This window comes from Acinetobacter sp. NIPH1876, from assembly GCF_022808535.1.
Taxonomy (GTDB): Bacteria; Pseudomonadota; Gammaproteobacteria; order Pseudomonadales; family Moraxellaceae; genus Acinetobacter; species Acinetobacter higginsii.
Window position 1 is genome coordinate 40,962 of the sequence record NZ_JALGBR010000004.1, and the last position, 17,573, is coordinate 58,534.

Consider the following 17,573-nt stretch of genomic DNA (forward strand, 5'->3'; position numbering starts at 1 on the left):
CCTTTTATTCCGCATCATGAATACTGAATTACTCTCTCCTGCTGGTTCACTTAAAAATATGCGTTATGCTTTTGCTTATGGTGCCGATGCGGTCTATGCAGGCCAGCCACGTTATAGCTTACGCGTACGCAACAATGAATTTGATCATGACAATTTAAAAATCGGGATTGATGAAGCCCACACCCTAGGCAAAAAATTTTATGTGGTGGTCAATATCCAGCCGCATAACAGTAAGCTCAAAAACTTTATCCGAGATATCGAACCTATTATTGCCATGCAACCCGATGCGCTGATTATGTCAGACCCTGGTTTGATTATGTTAGTACGTGAACATTTCCCTGAGATGCAGATTCATCTGTCGGTACAAGCCAATGCGATCAATTGGGCTACTGTAAAATTCTGGAAAGACTATGGTCTAAGTCGCGTGATCTTGTCACGAGAACTTTCGCTAGAAGAAATAGAAGAAATCCAGAAACATGTCCCTGAAATTGAACTGGAAGTGTTCGTACATGGTGCACTGTGTATGGCCTATTCAGGTCGTTGCTTGTTATCGGGCTATATGAATAAACGTGATGCCAATCAAGGCGCCTGTACCAATGCCTGTCGTTGGGACTATAAAATCCACTCAGCGCAAGAAGATGCCAATGGTGATGTCATTCCTGTTCAGCAAGTCGATACCCAACAGCAATGTTGCTCACAGACATCAAACAACACTAATACGGCGCAAACTGTTTTGGTGCAGCGTAATGATGAAGATATGTTTGCCGCTGAAGAAGATGAGCATGGCACCTATTTCATGAACTCCAAAGATCTACGCGCAGTACAGCATGTGGATCGTCTAACTCAAATGGGTGTCGCTTCTTTAAAGATTGAAGGTCGTACCAAATCTTATTTTTATTGTGCCCGTACTGCACAGATTTACCGCAAAGCCATTGATGATGCACTAGTGGGTAAAGAATTTGATCCTAGCTTGATGACACAACTGGAAGGATTGGCCAATCGTGGTTATACCGAGGGCTTCTTGCGACGCCATGTGCATAGCGATTATCAAAATTATACCGATGGTTCATCACATTTTGACTATCAACAATTTTGCGGTGAAGTGATTGGCCGTCATGGTGACTATATTCGCATTGAGGTTAAAAACCGCTTTGTGATTGGTGATTCACTTGAGTTAATGACACCCAAAGGCAATATCAACTTCAAATTAGAACAGATGCGTGATCTTAAGGGCAATGCCATTGAAAATGCCAAAGGTTCAGGTCATATCGTAGAAATTCCACTCTCCGCTGAGATCGATATTAAATATGCCCTATTGATTCGTAATTTGCCCCACGCCACAACCGAGTTGCAATCTGCAGCACTTGCCTATTCGGCAGATTGATATGGCACTCATCATTACCAATGCATGTATCAATTGTGATATGTGCTTGCCTGAATGCCCCAATCAAGCGATTAATGAAGGTGCAAAACTCTATGAAATCGACCCAGAACGTTGCACCGAATGCGTCGGTTTCTACACAGCACCCACCTGCCTCGCTGTCTGTCCCATCGATTGTATTCAGCCTGACCCAGCGTGGCTGGAATCTCCTGATCAACTGCTGATAAAATTCAATAACCTGAATCTATTCAAGCATTAAGGACTCACTTACAGATAGGTACAAACACATTAAAAGCATTACAAAGTGCCTATCTCTCTTTTCATTGACTGCACTTCACCCTTATTTTGCGATTCAGCATCTGCACTGGCATCAAAATTGCTAATTAGTATTACGTTTTATTCAATTAGTATTACTACGGGTGTGCACCTATGCATCATTCAGTATTGTCAAAAAGGAAAAAGCTTTTATTGAGTTTGGGATCTTTTCTGATTCCCATCTTAATCTGGAGCTGTGTCAGTTACTTACCATTTATCTGGCATCCACAAGTTCAAATTACCAATGCAGGCTCAGCCACTTATCTACAGGCAGGCACCCGAATAGATAAGCAGGCTTACTATGCAGAGGCTCAAGATGCCGTCAATCAAGGCAAAACACCGCCTACAGGTATTCTGGTCAATCCAATTTATTTGCCTGCACCACATCAAGTGGCGAAAGCACTTTTCACTTCGTTTACCACGCCTCCGCAACAGGCCGATGCCCCTTGGTTACATCAAAGCCTATGGCACAGTATCAAGATTGTGTTTACGGCGTTTTTTATCTCTTCATTGATCGGTGTGCCGCTTGGTATCCTCTGTGGCTTTTCCAATACTATTTCCAAGCTAACTGAACCCTTTGTCGAGTTCTTTCGCTACCTGCCCGCACCCGCTTTCGGGGCATTGGCGGTGGCGATTTTAGGCATTAATGATGCTCCGAAAATTGCCATTATCGTAATTGGAACCTTATTTCAGCAAATTCTGATCATTGCCAATACCACTCGAATGGTTGATCGCGGCTTGGTTGAAGCAGGTTATACCCTAGGTACCAATAAGCTTAAAAGCCTGTTCCATGTAGTGATTCCTGCAGCACTGCCTGATATTTATCGTGATCAACGTGTCCTATTGGGTTGGGCTTGGACCTATTTGATCGTGTCGGAACTGATTGGTGCGACCTCAGGAATTACCTGGTTCATTACGCAACAAGCGCGTTATCAAAATTTCGATAATGTTTATGCCGCCATCCTGATTATCGGGGTGATTGGACTGTTATGTGATTTGATTTTAATGAAACTCGGCAACTCCCTGTTTAAATGGAAAAAAGGAGTATAAATATGACAGATCATTTTGATGCCAAAGCCTATTTTGAGCATATTTATACGCGTCCCGTAATGTTGGAAACTAAGCAACTAACACAAATTTTTCAGCATGGTGATTCAGAACGAACCGTACTGAACCAGATTGATTTACGTATTCATAAGCGTGAGTTTGCCTGTGTGATTGGTCCTTCGGGCTGCGGAAAATCAACTTTAAGCCGTGTGGTTGCAGGTCTAGATGACTACCACAGTGGTGAGGTTCTGGTTGAAGGACAAAAAATTAAAGGCCCAAGTTCAGAACGTGGCATGGTGTTTCAAGGCTATACCTTATTTCCATGGAAAACCGTCAAAGAAAATGTGATGTTTGGGCCTTTGATGAAAGGCATCAGTCAAACCCGTGCCGAAGAAATGGCGCGTGAATGGATCAATATTATTGGCTTAGAAAAATATGAAAATCAGTTTCCACATGAACTTTCTGGTGGGATGAAACAGCGTGTCGCGATTGCCCGGGCCTTGGTCAATGAACCCAAGATTTTACTGATGGATGAGCCTTTTGGGGCACTTGATCCCTACACCCGACAAAAAATGCAAAAGCATCTCATGGACTTATGGCAAAACATTGATATTACTATTTTATTTGTCACGCATGACATGGATGAAGCCATTTTACTGGCAGATCGTATTGTGGCTTTAAAAGCCAATCCGGGTGAGGTCAAAGAGATTATTGAGGTCAATTTACCACGCCCACGAAGCATGGAATTGATGCAGTCGCCTGAATTTAAACGACTACGGGAACGTGTTGATCTGTTGGTACATCACCAAGAGGAAGCCCTAGATCCCGCGTTGCAGGATTTACCTAAAATTCCACGTATGACCCAAATGAGTACACAGAAATAAAATAGCGTTTGGGACGACCCAATACGCTTCATTTATTGCTGGACGACCAGCCAATGGTGAATCTCATGAACCATGATTATGTGTTGCCCTTAATTGATATTTCACTCCTCAACAGCACGAGTTTAGAAGATCGCAAACAGGTGGTGAAGCAACTTGATCAAGCCTGTAAAGACGTTGGCTTCTTATACATTCAGGGGGAGCAATTTCAACCCGAACTGTTCGATCAGTTAAAACAAACCGCGCAGCATTATTTTAGCCAAGACCAAGCCACTAAAATGCAACATTATATTGGTCTATCCGAAAATCATAGTGGTTATGTGCCAATCGGCGAAGAACAATTCAAAACCAATGTCTATGATCTAAAAGAATCTTATGACATTAATTATGACTATCTCGGTGAACGGCATCGTCGTCCTTTACTCGGCCCAACACTATGGCCTGAAGATGCTCACTTTAAACACACGGTCTTAAATTATTATCAACATATCAAAGCCATCGGCAATCAACTATTTAAAGCTTTTGCTTTGGCACTTGATTTGAATGAGGACTTTTTTGAACCGCATTCAAAGCATGCGCCAAGCCAATTGAGGTTGATTCACTACCCTTACAATCCCGAAGCACAAGATCAATCAGGTATTGGTGCACATACCGACTATGAATGTTTCACCCTTTTATTTCCAACGGCGGAAGGTTTACAAGTACTCAATAAACAAGGCGAATGGATCGATATTCCCTTAATTGAAAACACTATGGTGATGAATATTGGTGATATGATGGAAATCTTATCCAACGGTCGTTATCTGGCAACCAAGCATCGTGTAAGACGGGTACAGCAAGAGCGTTACTCATTTCCGCTGTTCTTCTCCTGTGATTATGACTATCTGATTCAACCACTGATTCCTAATGAAGCGCCGTTATATCCGCCAATGAAAGGTGGTGAGCATCTATTTAATCAAACCGCTCAAACTTTTATGTACCTCAAGCAACGCATTCAGTCGGGTGAGCTGGTACTTGAAAATGCCCGTCCGCTGTACTCCTTTGGTTTAAATGAACAAGGAGCAAGCGAATGAACCTATTTGACGTACTAGTGCAACTTCAGCCAACCCCAATGGATACTCACTTCCCCTTACCGCGCTATTTACTGGGATGCTTTAGACGTAAAAGTATCAGCTTCTTCAATGGCATGACCGATGAAAAAACCATTGTGTATTGGTTTCAGTCCAAATCTTTCAGCATTGACCTTCGACTGATCGATGCCAATCAAACCCCAGTATATGAACGACAAGGATGGATTGGCGATACTTTATGGGATGCAGATCGTGAATTACTCTCTTGGCAGGTTCATCAAAACTATCAAAATCATATTCAATGGCCTGAACCCGCCAAGCTTTACCCGATCGGCAATAGCATTTTAGAGTTCTCACCTTCCCATGCCTACGTAGAAGATTGGCGACAACAGGCTCAGCATGGCTTATTGCTTGGTTTACGTCTATTTCAAATGCAACATGTGGCAACACAAAAGATTGTACCTATGGATGGGGGCTTGATGATTTGCGATCAACACATGGCTTATGCACAATCACGCCTTCCTCAACAACAAATTCAACTGAGGAATGGTCTAATTGATCATCCTGATAATGATCTAAAAGCAATTGAAAGCTATGAAGTCTCGGTCACTTTAAATGGTTGTCATATTGGTTTTAGTACCATCACCAGTCGTTTGCAGCAATCAATTTCACTGGATGATTTTGAAATAGAAAATGCCAATACCCTGACCCAACTGAAACAGATTGAGGGTGAGCTGTATCGACTTTATTTTCACTTGGATATCTATCAACCTGATTTTGTATTTCATACCACAACCGCAACCACCACGGATACACAACAATGGCTGGCTGACGAGCAAAAGCATTTATTAAAAAATGCCACGCGAACTTACTAATCCTATTTCTATGTGATTGATCTAGACAAGGACGATTGTGATAAAGGGTTCTATTACAATCGTCCTGTTAATTTAGAATCTGAGAGTATAAAAAATCGTTCATTGAGAACGATTTTTTATACTAGAAAATATCTATTTCAACTCATCCACCAACGCTGGATAGATCAAGCCATCTACATCCACTTCAGTTTTATAAATCCCATTACTGACATTGAATTGATTGACGTGATAGGTCGAACCATAAATCGAATCAAAGCCTGTTCCCTTCTGGAACACTTTCTTATTCGCAGCAATATCCAGTAAATGCGTCCCCTTAATAAACTGCTCATATTGTTGAGGATCAACACCAACACGGTTGGCCATGATTTTTACCGCATCTGCATGGGTGGCAGGGTCTTGGATGTATTTCACCGTTTTATCCCACACTTGAATCAGCTTTTTCCAATCCTCTTTATGCGCAGATAAATGACTTGGATTTACCGCCAAGGTATCGTAGATCAAGCCTGGTTTATCTTTGGAACTATAAATAATCTTGGAACCCGCCACCGCTTTTAGGGCTTGATTGGCAACAGGTTGCCAAACTGCAATTGCAGCAACATCCTGACTGCCAAACACTTGAGGAAGTTCATTGGTTACCGAATTGACCAGTTTAATATCTGAGAATGGAATCTTGGCATCCGTTAAAGCGGTCGATAATAATAGGTGATCGACCAAGCCCTTTTCTGTAGCTATGGATTTGCCTTTTAAATCTTGAATGCTATTGATGCCATTCTTGGCAATAATCACATCATTACCCGCAGAATAATCTGTGACCATAATAATCATGCCCTTGCTTCCGCCCGAGGCATTCACCAAATTATCTCCATTGGTAATAAACACCGCATCCAGTTGATTGGCAGCAAAGGCAGAAATTGAGGCTGAATAATCAAACCATTTAAAGTCAACATTTAAGCCTGCGTCTTTGAGCCAACCTTTTTCAATCGCCACTTGCCAAGCCACCCAACCAGGCCAATCACTATAACCAATCGTCATTGGTGTCGTCGACATTGAGTCTTTGGCCTCGGTTGCTTTCTCCGCTGTTGGCACCTTGGCCGAATTATCACACGCTGTAAGGCTCAGTCCCAACAGCACTGAAACGGATAAAGTTGCTATTGCTTGCTTCATAATCACCCCATATCTTTTTTGAAATTTTGCCCAGAGAACATGTGAATCCCACGTTTTGCGACAATACCAATGCCGACGCTTCCTATTCATTTTGCTGTAAGGGTGGCATCACGGCATCCATGAGTTCCAGATGCCCTTTAATGACTCCTTTTAAGGCCGTAAATTGTTGACTAATTTGTTTAAGGTCATTACTGCCACCTTGTAATAGCATCACTTCCAATATTTTTTGTTGATCCAGTTGAATATGTAATGAACTGATCACCTGTTCTAAAAATTTCTGTTGTAAATCTAATAGCTGCATACGCAACGGCATACAACTGGCGTCATAGAGCAAGGTCAGCGTGCCAACCATGACTGCATTTTGCTGTGCCTGCTCAGCAATGAGATGCTTGTTGATCATGTCGACAATTGCCTGAGAGCGACTTTCATAATGCTCTTCGACAATAGTTTGATCTAAGGCCTCAACCGTTTTTTCAGGGACGGTAATACTGATTCGGGTTAGTTTAGGACGAGCATTCATAATGAAGACTACTGTTTAGGAAGCTGGGTTTGCTTTACATACAGACCTGCACGGACGCTCAGTAAATTGGCAAAACAGCGCGCTGCAACTTTGAAATACTGAATTAGGATTGATTGCGTTTTCATAACCACCTCAGCCTTAGTAATACCAAATTTATAATTCGTAATATTTAATGCAGTATCTATGCCAGTTTTTTAGCCAAATAAAGTAGAAAAAAACGTGTGCATTGCTGAATAAATGCACATAAAAAAAGCCCTATGTTTCATCATAGGGCCTTTTCTGCATCATGAATTTAATCGCTATACGGCAGGTGCAAGCGTGAATAATGCCTGTCCTGTTTTTACCGTTTGTGCTTTATCAATCAAGATACTGTCAACTTTCATTTTTGCAGGCGCCAGGATTGGGATTTCAATTTTCATTGCTTCAATTACCGCCAAGGTTTCACCTTCTTCGATAATATCCCCCACGGTACATTCAATTTTCCAGACTGAGCCTGGCATATGTGACTCCACGATCATGCCACCACTCGGAACAATTATTTCTGAATCATCCAGTACTACATCCATGTTTTCGGAAACATATTCAGCCAAGCCTGCTTCGTGCCAGCGACGGCGTTCTTCTTCAAAATTACTTTGTTGAACCTGTTTAAAAGCCTGAATACTGCTTTCATTGTCTTTTAGAAAAGCATTGTAGTCTTTGAGATTCAGCACCCCCTCTTCAATCCGTAATTGCAAACGTCCTGCTTTAAAGTCTTCACGCATTTCCAACAGCTCAGATTCGGACACTTCATAGAAACGGATCTGGTCAAAGAATCTAAGCAACCACGGCTTGTGCGGTTCAAAATTCGGATTTTGACGATAACGGCTCCACACCTGTGTGGTACGTCCAACAAACTGATAGCCACCTGGCCCTTCCATGCCATAAACACACATATAGGCGCCGCCAATTCCGACCGCATTTTCAGGCGTCCATGTTCGAGCAGGATTATATTTGGTGGTGACTAAACGATGTCTCGGGTCTAGCGGTGTGGCAACAGGTGCACCCAGATAGACATCTCCCAAACCCATCACTAAATAAGCCGTGTCATAGACCACATCTTTTACTGCTTGCTTAGATGCAAGACCGTTAATACGGCGAATGAACTCGATATTATCTGGGCACCACGGTGCATCTGGACGAACCAATTGGGTATATTTTTCGGTTGCAAGCTGCGTTTGTGAATCTTCCCAAGCTAACGGCAAATACACAGTTCTAGACGGTACCTGCATATTTTCAATATCAGGTAATTCACTTTCAGCGACCTGTAACAAGCGGAGTAAATCCAGTTGCTCTAAGACTGTCGAATCAAAATGAATTTGTAATGAACGAATGCCCGGCGTCAGATCAATGATGCCCTGAATATTTTGTTGCTGTACCCATTGCATCAGGGCATGAATACGGAAACGTAAATTAAGATCCAAGACCAGTTCACCATATTCCACCAGCAGATATTGGTTACCTGCAGGGCGATAGCTCACTTTGGGTTTATCAGCGCCCTGATCCAAAGTCGCCAACACCGCATTTTTTAAAGTAACAGGCTCAGCTTTGAATACAGGTGAAAAATTAACCTGCGATATCGTTTCATCCTGTAAAGCCGATTGATAGCGTTGTTCTAGCTGTTGCGCCTGTGTATAGCTGACAGGAATAAATCTGACTTTATCGCCTACTTTCAGTTGCCCCAACTTCCACAACTCTGAGTTAATCACCACCGCAGGACAAACGAAACCGCCTAAACTCGGACCATCTGGCCCTAAAATAATCGGCATATCTCCAGTGAAATCAATTGCACCAATCGCATAGGCATTGTCATGGATATTCGACGGATGTAGACCAGCCTCACCTCCATCAATCCGTGCCCATTTAGGCTTCGGTCCAATCAAGCGAATACCAGTACGACTCGAATTAAAATGAATCTCCCAGTCTTGATCAAAAAACATGGCAACATCATTTGGCGTAAAGAAATCAGGTGCACCATGCGGGCCATACATGACCGCAATTTCCCATTCAGTTTTAAAACTAGGGATTTGTTCAGGCTTTAATACAACTGTTTGCTCGGTTTTCGCCTCAGTGATTGGCAACATATCACCAATCAATAAGTTACGCCCTGCATGACCACCAAATTGCCCTAAGGTAAATGTGGCTAAACTGCCTAAATAAGCAGGCAGATTAAATCCATGTTTAATCCCAATATAACTGCGACAACCTGTACTGATACGACCACATTTTAACACCTGCCCTTTACGCACATTGATCGTTGACCACATCGCAACCGGTTGGCCATCCAAACTGACTTCCATCTCGCCGCCTGTAATGGCAATCTGAGTGTCACAATGAAATTTTAAAGTCGGTCCAAGCAAGGTACATTCTAGTCCCGAACTGTTAAATGTATTGCCCAACAATTGATTGGCAACATTCAGACTCAATGCATCCATTGCGCCTGAAGGCGGAACACCGACGTCCCAATAGCCCAAGCGACCTGTTACATCTTGCACTGCAGTTTGAATCCCTGCCTGTAACACCTCTATTTTTTGGGTTTTCCATTCAAAATGATTCAAGAAACGCGTGGTCTGTATGCCTTGCTGAAACACCTCTCCTGCAATGATTTCCTGTAAGTATTCGAGATTGGTTTCAATCCCTGCAATTTCCGTATTGCTTAGGCTATTTTGCATGGCAGCAATCGCCTGCTCGCGATCTGTCGCCGTGACAATAATTTTTGCAATCATCGGGTCATAGAATGAAGAAACATTTGAGCCTGTTTCCACCCAGGTTTCCACCCGTGATTGAGGGTCAAATTTGACACTGGTCAATAAGCCTGCGCTAGGTTGAAAGTTCTTAATCGGATCTTCGGCATATAAACGCACTTGAATCGAATGACCTTTGGGTGGCGCAATCTGTTGCGGTGCTTGCCAATCCCCACTGGCCAAATTCACCATCCATTCAACCAGATCAACGTCATAAACCTGTTCCGTCACCCCATGTTCCACTTGCAAACGTGTATTCACTTCTAAAAAGTAGAACTGTTGTGTATCGGTATCCATCACAAATTCCACCGTACCCGCGGAACGATATTGCACCGACTGCATCAATTGAATCGCAACTTTTTGAATATAAGTACGTTGCTCATCATTCAAATGCGGTGCAGGTGTTTCCTCAATCACCTTTTGATTACGGCGTTGTACGGAACAATCACGCTCACCAAGTGCAATGACATGACCCTGACCATCACCGAAAATTTGTACCTCAATATGACGCGCATTTTCGACAAACTTTTCCAGATACAGCCCTGCATCTTTAAAATTGGCTTGTGCCAGATAAGAAACAGTTTGATAGGCTTCTTTTAATTCCTGCGCATTCCATACCAAACGCATCCCGATACCGCCACCGCCTGCGGTGCTTTTCAGCATCACGGGATAGCCAATCTGATCGGCCTGAAACACGGCATCAGCCAAGTCGATAAGCAACTGACTGCCTGGGAGTAAGGGTACATTGTTTTGAATTGCCAATTCACGTGCAGTATGTTTTAGACCAAAATCACGCATTTGCTGTGAAGTCGGACCAATAAATTCGATACCTTGTTGCTCGCACAAATCACAAAATGCGGCATTTTCCGATAAAAAACCATAACCAGGATGAATCGCTTCGGCCCCAGTATGCTGTGCTGCAGCCAGAATTTTTTCAATATTAAGATAGCTTTGCTGTGCAGCTGAATCACCAATAAAAATCGCTTCATCAGCTAAACTGACGTGTAAGGAATCCCGATCCGCTTCGGAATAAACCGCAACAGATTGAATCCCAAGTTTCTTTAAACTACGAATGACACGACAGGCAATCGCACCACGATTGGCAATGAGTACTTTTTTAAACATTATGTCACCTCACGTGTCACGTATAACAAGTTGAATTTTGGTCGGGTTATAGGCATTACAAGGATTATTCAATTGCGGACAATTCGAAATCAGAATGATCAGATCCATTTCCGCTTTGATCTCGACATATTTACCCGGTGCAGACACCCCATCTTCAAACTTTAAGTGGCCTTCAGCGGTCACAGGTACATTCATAAAAAAGTTAATATTGGGTCCAATATGACGGACATTGAGCTGATGCTTTTTGGCAATTGGGTGCTGTGCCAAGGCGTACATAAAATTATTACGGCAACTGTGCATCGGATATTTATCGTGTGCATAACGTACCGTATTGCTTTCACATGAACACGCGCCGCCTAAGGTGTCATGTCTGCCGCAATTGTCATCGACAATGCTGGCAATAGGACGGGCAAAATTACTAAATAAGGTTGTGCCTTTTTCCAGATAAAGCTGCTGATTTTGCGCCAAAGTATCTGTTGCGCTATAACGCTCTTCGGCATTGTTGGCACTGATAAATAAGGTATCAACGGCTTGGTTGCCTTCCAGATCAATAATGCGGAAGTACTGACCTTGTTTAACCTCCCCCATCCACGCTTCGCCTGCAAGGCAAATCTCATCTAAAACAATCTGTTCAATTTTTGCAGATGCTGTCATTTTCTCGCTCCCCACCTTAATTCGACAATGCGTAATAGCGTGTGTTATTGGCAAAACCACGCTGATTTTGCGTGCATGAATCCCGACAAACGTCCTGTTCAGTTAAGGTATTGGCTTTGAATAGGCGAAGTTGGATATCGGAGGGCTGATAAGGTGTGGATGAGTCGAGTGGATGCGGTGCCGCAGAAAGAAACACCAAACAATCCATTTCAAAACGCAGTTCAATCTTTTGATTTTGATTATCGTCTGTGATGTAGCTTAATCGACCATGATCATCAGGCTGGACTTTTGAAAATAAATTTACCGTCGCACTCAAATCCGCTTGGCCTAGACCAAACTTGGTCAATTCCACCAATAAACTATCTAGACCATTTTGATGCATGTCATTACGCGCATCCTGAAAGTTTTTCTGACCAAAATGTTGTGCAATATGCTGTGCCGTACTCGGACCACAAAACACATCATTCCAGCCATGTTGATCTTGAACAATGGAGGCCATCACACGACCCAGATCAGAATACAGAACATGCCCTGTCGAGAGAAAAGCCGTATGTTGTGCTTTCAAACTATCCGGCATATTAAAGCGCTCCAACTTGTCATCGGCATTGACACAGAACAAAGACACATTGGCACGATGTTCCAGTGCTTCAAACTGCAAAACTGCGCCACGTTGAATGCGATCAGACCAGTGATGCCCACCCGGTAGTGTTTCTTCCCACAGTATTTTATTGTCGTGATAGAACGATTGATTCATAACAAACCTCTTGCGGATGCTTAACCTCGTTATGGCGATATGCCTGTCCTCCCGGGCTTTTATCCCTCCGTGTAGTTCTATCGAACCGTTATCTCTCGGACCAGTCATGTCTCCCTACGGACACATCGGAACCCTAGACAACTTTATCTGTATTGTATGAAGCAAAAGACATGCCAGTTTGGTAATACGATTTTCCATATTCGTAATACTAAAATGATCATTTTTAGATTATTCTAGGTGCGCTTTTAAAAAGAAAGCACCAATTTGATGCTGTGAAATTGGAATGATTGATACTTTTAGGTTTTCTTTATCCATAAAAAAAAGCGCCTTACGGCGCTTTTTTAGATATACAAATTAGTTTGCATATACTGGGAATTTTGCACAAACAGCTTCAACTTTAGCTTTTACGTCAGCGATAACTTTCTCGTCACCTTTGCTGTCGATCACGTCAGCGATCCAAGCTGCAAGTTCACGTACTTCAGCTTCGCCAAAACCACGAGTCGTCACTGCTGGCGTACCAATACGGATACCAGAAGTCACGAACGGAGAACGCGGGTCATTTGGAACTGCGTTTTTGTTTACGGTAATGTGAGCATCACCTAACCAAGCATCAACTTCTTTACCCGTTACGTCTTGTTTAATCAAAGACAATAAGAATAAATGGTTTTCTGTGCCACCAGAAACAACATCAAAACCACGTGAAATTAATACTTCAGCCATTGCTTGCGCGTTTTTCACAACTTGTTGTTGGTAAGTTTTAAACTCATCAGACATTGCTTCTTTGAAGCAGATTGCTTTAGCGGCAATCGCATGCATCAAAGGACCACCTTGGTTGCCTGGGAATACAGCAGATTGAAGTTTCTTTTCGATTTCTTCATTTGCTTTCGCAAGGATTAAACCAGAACGTGGACCACGAAGTGTTTTATGCGTCGTTGTTGTAGTAACGTCTGCAATTTGAACTGGGTTAGGATAAACACCAGCAGCAACTAAACCTGCAACATGCGCCATATCAACAAAAAGGTATGCACCTACTTTGTCTGCGATGTCACGGAAACGCTGCCAATCAACGATTTGACTATATGCAGAGAAACCAGCAACGATCATGCGTGGCTTATGTTCCAACGCTAGACGTTCTACTTCTTCATAATCAATTTCGCCAGTTTCAGTATTTAAACCATACTGAACCGCGTTATAGGTTTTACCAGAGAAGCTTACTTTAGCACCGTGAGTCAAGTGACCACCGTGAGCCAAGCTCATACCAAGAACGGTATCACCTGGGTTAAGAAGCGCGAGGTAAACCGCAGAGTTTGCTTGTGAACCCGCATGTGGTTGAACGTTTGCATAGTCTGCACCAAACAACTCTTTAGCGCGATCAATCGCAAGTTGTTCAATCACATCCACATATTCACAACCGCCGTAGTAGCGTTTGCCAGGATAGCCTTCTGCATATTTATTCGTAAGTTTTGATCCCTGTGCTTCCATTACAGCTGGTGAGCAATAGTTTTCAGATGCGATTAACTCAATATGCGCTTCTTGGCGTACGCCTTCAGAAGCAATCGCTTGAGCTAATTCTGGATCAAATTCAGCAATAGAAATATTGGCAAACATTAGCGGAGGGTCCTATATATTAGGGCTTTTAAGCCGTGCTAAAGATTGGTGCATATTGTAGCACGAAGTTTATGGTTTCACAGATTGATATTTATTTAATTATTCGTGAATTTTATTCATTCCTAGCAGTGGTTTTGATAAGCCAAAATCAACAAGCTATTTTTTATACATTTTTATATATTAGAGGCTAAAATTGAAAAAGCCCAATCTTCTCAAAAGGGAAAATCGGGCTCCTCTGGTCTCTTAATTATTGGCAGGCATTTTCGTTTTTACATCATCCACAATATTCACAATATTCGCCTCATAGGCAGTACTATGGTCCCACTCTGCATTGGTAATATATTGGATTTTTGATCCTTTATTTTGAGCAGTTGTGACCAACACATCCGTTACAGCTTTAGGAACAGTTGTATCTTTGTCGCCCTGATAAATAGTGACAGGTTGATTCAACTTCACTTGAGCTGGCTGGGAATCTGTATCCAAGAATGTTTTTATCACAGGAATACCCATAAAGTTAGTTTGAGTTCGCGGGTAACCATCTAGACTATTATTATGGCTTGCAGCATAAATCCCCATACTTTGGACAAAAGCCTGCCCTAAACTTTTGTCGCCACTAGCGCATAAGCTTTCAGCTTTACTTGCCACATCATCTGTAGGAACTTTAAATACATCTCGATAAGTTAAAGCAGGCGCACTATTTCTAAGCCCAGCTGTGATCAATGCAGTATATGTATCTAACTGTGCGTACATCGCAATTTTTTGCGCTAAAGGTGCATTCTCAACTGACGCATTACCATTGACTAAAATCGCAGCTAAATTTGAGGCAGGTGCAACAGCAATTGTCCCTTTATAGTCAAGCTTAGCACGACTTTGATATTGTGCTGCACCTAATGCGGCTTGCCCACCTTGAGAGTGCCCAACGGTCATCCATTGACGTGAAAGCAGTTTACCTTGCCCTGCTAAATAATAGCGTGCAGCAACCACCGCATCGGTAATTGAATATGCCTCACTTTTAACATTCAAGAAAGGATGAAGTTCGCGACCACTTGGCTCTCCTAAACCCTCATAGTCAGGTGCAACCACCACATAACCTGCTGCCAGAAATTGGCTAATCATATCTTTAATAGCAGGATTAGTCGCATTACGACTCGGTGCACATTGATCTGCAACCCCTGTTGTACCATGCGCCCAAGCAACAATTTTCCAGCCACCTGCTGGCGTTGGTCCACCAGGGACAAACAATAAACTGGTTGCCATGGTCTCTTTACCATTTTGTCCTAGCATTTTATACGTCATGACCGAACTTTCAGCAGCCACAGCGCTAAAATCTGTTTTGGTATAAGCGACAGGAATACCCACCACAGGATTTTTAATATTATTTTCTGGAATTTCTGGCTTCGGTACAAACGAAATATTGTCGTCATCATCATTACAAGCTGTAAGCAACACACTTGAGCTCAGCAGTGCAACCGTTAATAATTTCATGTTCATGTCATGTTTCCCTGATTATTATCGTTTTCATTTTAGTGCTTAGTATTTCTTTTACTAAGGCAATTACTTCCATAAGGATGCGCTTAATATCAAATTGTTCAAGTATTTTTTTATTTTGCTGTTTATTTATTCAAACTCTTTTTGATAACTAGAAAATTAAATCGCATCCCCTTCATTCAGCACTGCTGACTATGAATTTCTTGTAAGATATTCGCACACTCAACTCAAGCTAGGTTAGTTTTATGCAAGCAATCATCTTAGATACTGAAACACATACACTGAATGGTTTGCCGATTGAAATTGCCTATGCCCCGATTGAAATTGAAAATGGCAAACTCAGTCTCGATAAAAAACAAATTTTTGATCAGCTTTATCAAGTTGGCCAGCCCATTTCATTTGCTGCGATGGCGGTACATCATATTTTAGAATCTGATCTCGTAGACCAACCTTTTTATAATGAATTTCAACTTCCTGCTCAAACAACTTATATCATTGGTCACAACGTTGATTATGATATTGCAGCTATTGCACGTTGTGGCGTTGATACCTCAAAATTAAAACCAATTTGTACCTTGGCCTTAGCTCGTCGCGTATGGGAAGATGCAGAGGCACATAACATTTCCGCCTTGATTTATTTGATCTCAAAAGGCAGTGATAAAGCACGGGAAATGTTGAAAGGTGCACATCGAGCTGATGCAGACATTATCTTAACCGCCAACATTCTGATGCATATTATTCATCAGCTTAACATTCAAAATATTGAACAACTTTATCTTGCTTCTGAAGACGCCCGTATTCCTAAAAGCATTACCTTTGGTAAACATAAAGGCACTGCCATTCAAGACCTCCCTGCTGATTACATTCAATGGTTAATACGTCAGGATGATCTTGACCCATATTTGCGCAAAGCATTAGAAACTAAATGAGTGAAATAAAGGATAAAGTTCTCAATTTTTATCTTATTTGCCAGTTACTTTAAACAAGACAATGATATTTAATAAATTGTTAACATTATTGTCATTTTTTAACCTTATCTTAATCTCCGTCTAGATCTTGATTTGGGGAGATTAAGAGATGTCACATTTTTTTAAAACAGAGCTTGGGCAAACTGCACTACAAGAACGTAGTATTGCATTGACTGCACGTCAACGTCGTCTACTACTTTTAATTGATCATGAAGATTTTAAAGAACTGGATCAAGACTATAAGGAAAGGATTGCACCGACTGAACTGGTTCAACAACTGATTGATATGGGCCTACTGGCTGAACAAACAACACCTATTGTTCAAAAAGAAAATGTAGCGTCAGAATTAAAAGTTAATGATCTCAAAACACCATCAGAGCCCGTTACAACACAAGAAACAATCGCAATCGCACCAAAACCGATTGAAGTTGAACTAAAACCTGAAATCGAACCTGAAATTCTTGAGTTAGAAAAATTACCTTTTGTTGAAATCCAGCAAGTCATGATTCAAACACTCACGACCTATTGTGGTTTGATGGCGCGTCCATTGATACAAAAAATTCAGTCGATTAGTTCTTTACAACAACTGAAGGCCTGCCAAATGCAATGGATTACGTCCTTGCAAGAATCACGCATTCCACCGGCTCAACTGAATCAAACGTTAAAGTTGATCAATTATTCAGTGCAACATTTATAGAGAAGTGAAAAGAAAGAATTTGAGCCAATCGCAATCCTCTAAAAGCTCATTTAGAGAGACGATGCTTATTATATTATGTAAGAAATTAATAATTTTGGTGCGCTCAGCGGGCAATATCGCTAATTTCATGTTTTCTAATGTTTTATCATCTTTTCTAATTTTACTATGCTGTGCAATAGCTTAGGAGATTCTGCTTGCACACATAATTTAATGTTATATCATTTTTGCTAGTTATTGATTTGTTTG

15 protein-coding genes and 1 riboswitch are annotated in these 17,573 nt (G+C 41.8%); of the genes, 8 read left to right on the plus strand and 7 right to left on the minus strand.

What is annotated here, in order from left to right:
• The first annotated feature begins 16 nt into the window (after window positions 1–16).
• The 6 genes from yegQ to MN869_RS05450 all read left to right on the plus strand — a co-directional run bounded on the left by yegQ (window position 17) and on the right by MN869_RS05450 (window position 5,569).
• On the plus strand, window positions 17–1,384 hold the full coding sequence (gene yegQ, locus MN869_RS05425) for a tRNA 5-hydroxyuridine modification protein YegQ (RefSeq protein WP_033132974.1): 1,368 nt from the start codon (window positions 17–19) through the stop codon (window positions 1,382–1,384).
• A gap of 1 nt (window position 1,385) precedes the next feature.
• A complete protein-coding gene (locus MN869_RS05430) occupies window positions 1,386–1,640 on the plus strand; it encodes a YfhL family 4Fe-4S dicluster ferredoxin (RefSeq protein ID WP_033132975.1) in 255 nt (84 codons plus the stop codon).
• 170 nt (window positions 1,641–1,810) lie between these two features.
• Window positions 1,811–2,746: an ABC transporter permease gene (locus MN869_RS05435; protein ID WP_033132976.1), complete on the plus strand. Its 936-nt coding sequence runs from the start codon at window positions 1,811–1,813 to the stop codon at window positions 2,744–2,746.
• Between the two features lie 2 nt (window positions 2,747–2,748).
• Complete coding sequence (locus tag MN869_RS05440) at window positions 2,749–3,627, plus strand: ABC transporter ATP-binding protein (RefSeq protein WP_033132977.1); 879 nt, start codon at window positions 2,749–2,751, stop codon at window positions 3,625–3,627.
• 53 nt (window positions 3,628–3,680) lie between these two features.
• Window positions 3,681–4,697, plus strand: coding sequence for a 2-oxoglutarate and iron-dependent oxygenase domain-containing protein (locus tag MN869_RS05445; protein WP_033132978.1), 1,017 nt, complete (start codon window positions 3,681–3,683; stop codon window positions 4,695–4,697).
• On the plus strand, window positions 4,694–5,569 hold the full coding sequence (locus tag MN869_RS05450) for a hypothetical protein (protein WP_033132979.1): 876 nt from the start codon (window positions 4,694–4,696) through the stop codon (window positions 5,567–5,569). Before MN869_RS05445 ends, MN869_RS05450 begins: the two co-directional genes overlap by 4 nt.
• 132 nt (window positions 5,570–5,701) lie before the next feature.
• Here the strand turns inward: MN869_RS05450 and MN869_RS05455 are convergent, their stop codons facing one another.
• From MN869_RS05455 to MN869_RS05485, 7 genes are all read right to left on the minus strand, one after another.
• The gene (locus tag MN869_RS05455; RefSeq protein ID WP_164467920.1) at window positions 5,702–6,736 is read right to left on the minus strand and encodes an ABC transporter substrate-binding protein; all 1,035 of its coding nucleotides are present in this window, start codon (window positions 6,734–6,736) and stop codon (window positions 5,702–5,704) included.
• Window positions 6,737–6,815: 79 nt separating this feature from the next.
• Window positions 6,816–7,253 carry a ribbon-helix-helix protein, CopG family gene (locus MN869_RS05460; RefSeq protein WP_004654007.1) on the minus strand — a complete coding sequence of 146 codons (438 nt, stop codon included), beginning with the start codon at window positions 7,251–7,253 and terminating at the stop codon, window positions 6,816–6,818.
• 299 nt (window positions 7,254–7,552) lie between these two features.
• Window positions 7,553–11,158, minus strand: a complete 3,606-nt coding sequence (gene uca, locus MN869_RS05465; RefSeq protein WP_033132981.1) for an urea carboxylase — start codon at window positions 11,156–11,158, stop codon at window positions 7,553–7,555.
• A 9-nt stretch (window positions 11,159–11,167) separates the two neighbouring features.
• Entirely contained in the window at window positions 11,168–11,812 is a 645-nt protein-coding gene (locus MN869_RS05470) for an urea amidolyase associated protein UAAP2 (protein WP_033132982.1), read from the minus strand.
• Between the two features lie 16 nt (window positions 11,813–11,828).
• A complete protein-coding gene (locus tag MN869_RS05475) occupies window positions 11,829–12,566 on the minus strand; it encodes an urea amidolyase associated protein UAAP1 (RefSeq protein ID WP_033132983.1) in 738 nt (245 codons plus the stop codon).
• Between the two features lie 46 nt (window positions 12,567–12,612).
• Window positions 12,613–12,714, minus strand: a riboswitch (guanidine-I (ykkC/yxkD leader).
• 206 nt (window positions 12,715–12,920) lie between these two features.
• Window positions 12,921–14,174 carry a serine hydroxymethyltransferase gene (glyA, locus tag MN869_RS05480; RefSeq protein WP_033132984.1) on the minus strand — a complete coding sequence of 418 codons (1,254 nt, stop codon included), beginning with the start codon at window positions 14,172–14,174 and terminating at the stop codon, window positions 12,921–12,923.
• A 243-nt stretch (window positions 14,175–14,417) separates the two neighbouring features.
• Window positions 14,418–15,665, minus strand: coding sequence for an alpha/beta fold hydrolase (locus MN869_RS05485; protein ID WP_033132985.1), 1,248 nt, complete (start codon window positions 15,663–15,665; stop codon window positions 14,418–14,420).
• Window positions 15,666–15,907: 242 nt separating this feature from the next.
• Here MN869_RS05485 and MN869_RS05490 point away from each other — a divergent pair, with 242 nt between their 5' ends.
• On the plus strand, window positions 15,908–16,591 hold the full coding sequence (locus MN869_RS05490) for a 3'-5' exonuclease (RefSeq protein ID WP_033132986.1): 684 nt from the start codon (window positions 15,908–15,910) through the stop codon (window positions 16,589–16,591).
• Between the two features lie 148 nt (window positions 16,592–16,739).
• Entirely contained in the window at window positions 16,740–17,327 is a 588-nt protein-coding gene (locus MN869_RS05495) for a hypothetical protein (protein WP_033132987.1), read from the plus strand.
• Window positions 17,328–17,573: the final 246 nt, after the last annotated feature.

Coding starts and splice junctions, on each gene's coding strand:
- yegQ (WP_033132974.1), top strand. CDS start 17: ATGAATACTGAATTACTCTCTCCTGCTGGTTCACTTAAAAATATGCGT.
- MN869_RS05430 (WP_033132975.1), top strand. CDS start 1,386: ATGGCACTCATCATTACCAATGCATGTATCAATTGTGATATGTGCTTG.
- MN869_RS05435 (WP_033132976.1), top strand. CDS start 1,811: ATGCATCATTCAGTATTGTCAAAAAGGAAAAAGCTTTTATTGAGTTTG.
- MN869_RS05440 (WP_033132977.1), top strand. CDS start 2,749: ATGACAGATCATTTTGATGCCAAAGCCTATTTTGAGCATATTTATACG.
- MN869_RS05445 (WP_033132978.1), top strand. CDS start 3,681: ATGGTGAATCTCATGAACCATGATTATGTGTTGCCCTTAATTGATATT.
- MN869_RS05450 (WP_033132979.1), top strand. CDS start 4,694: ATGAACCTATTTGACGTACTAGTGCAACTTCAGCCAACCCCAATGGAT.
- MN869_RS05460 (WP_004654007.1), bottom strand. CDS start 7,253: ATGAATGCTCGTCCTAAACTAACCCGAATCAGTATTACCGTCCCTGAA.
- uca (WP_033132981.1), bottom strand. CDS start 11,158: ATGTTTAAAAAAGTACTCATTGCCAATCGTGGTGCGATTGCCTGTCGT.
- MN869_RS05470 (WP_033132982.1), bottom strand. CDS start 11,812: ATGACAGCATCTGCAAAAATTGAACAGATTGTTTTAGATGAGATTTGC.
- MN869_RS05475 (WP_033132983.1), bottom strand. CDS start 12,566: ATGAATCAATCGTTCTATCACGACAATAAAATACTGTGGGAAGAAACA.
- glyA (WP_033132984.1), bottom strand. CDS start 14,174: ATGTTTGCCAATATTTCTATTGCTGAATTTGATCCAGAATTAGCTCAA.
- MN869_RS05485 (WP_033132985.1), bottom strand. CDS start 15,665: ATGAACATGAAATTATTAACGGTTGCACTGCTGAGCTCAAGTGTGTTG.
- MN869_RS05490 (WP_033132986.1), top strand. CDS start 15,908: ATGCAAGCAATCATCTTAGATACTGAAACACATACACTGAATGGTTTG.
- MN869_RS05495 (WP_033132987.1), top strand. CDS start 16,740: ATGTCACATTTTTTTAAAACAGAGCTTGGGCAAACTGCACTACAAGAA.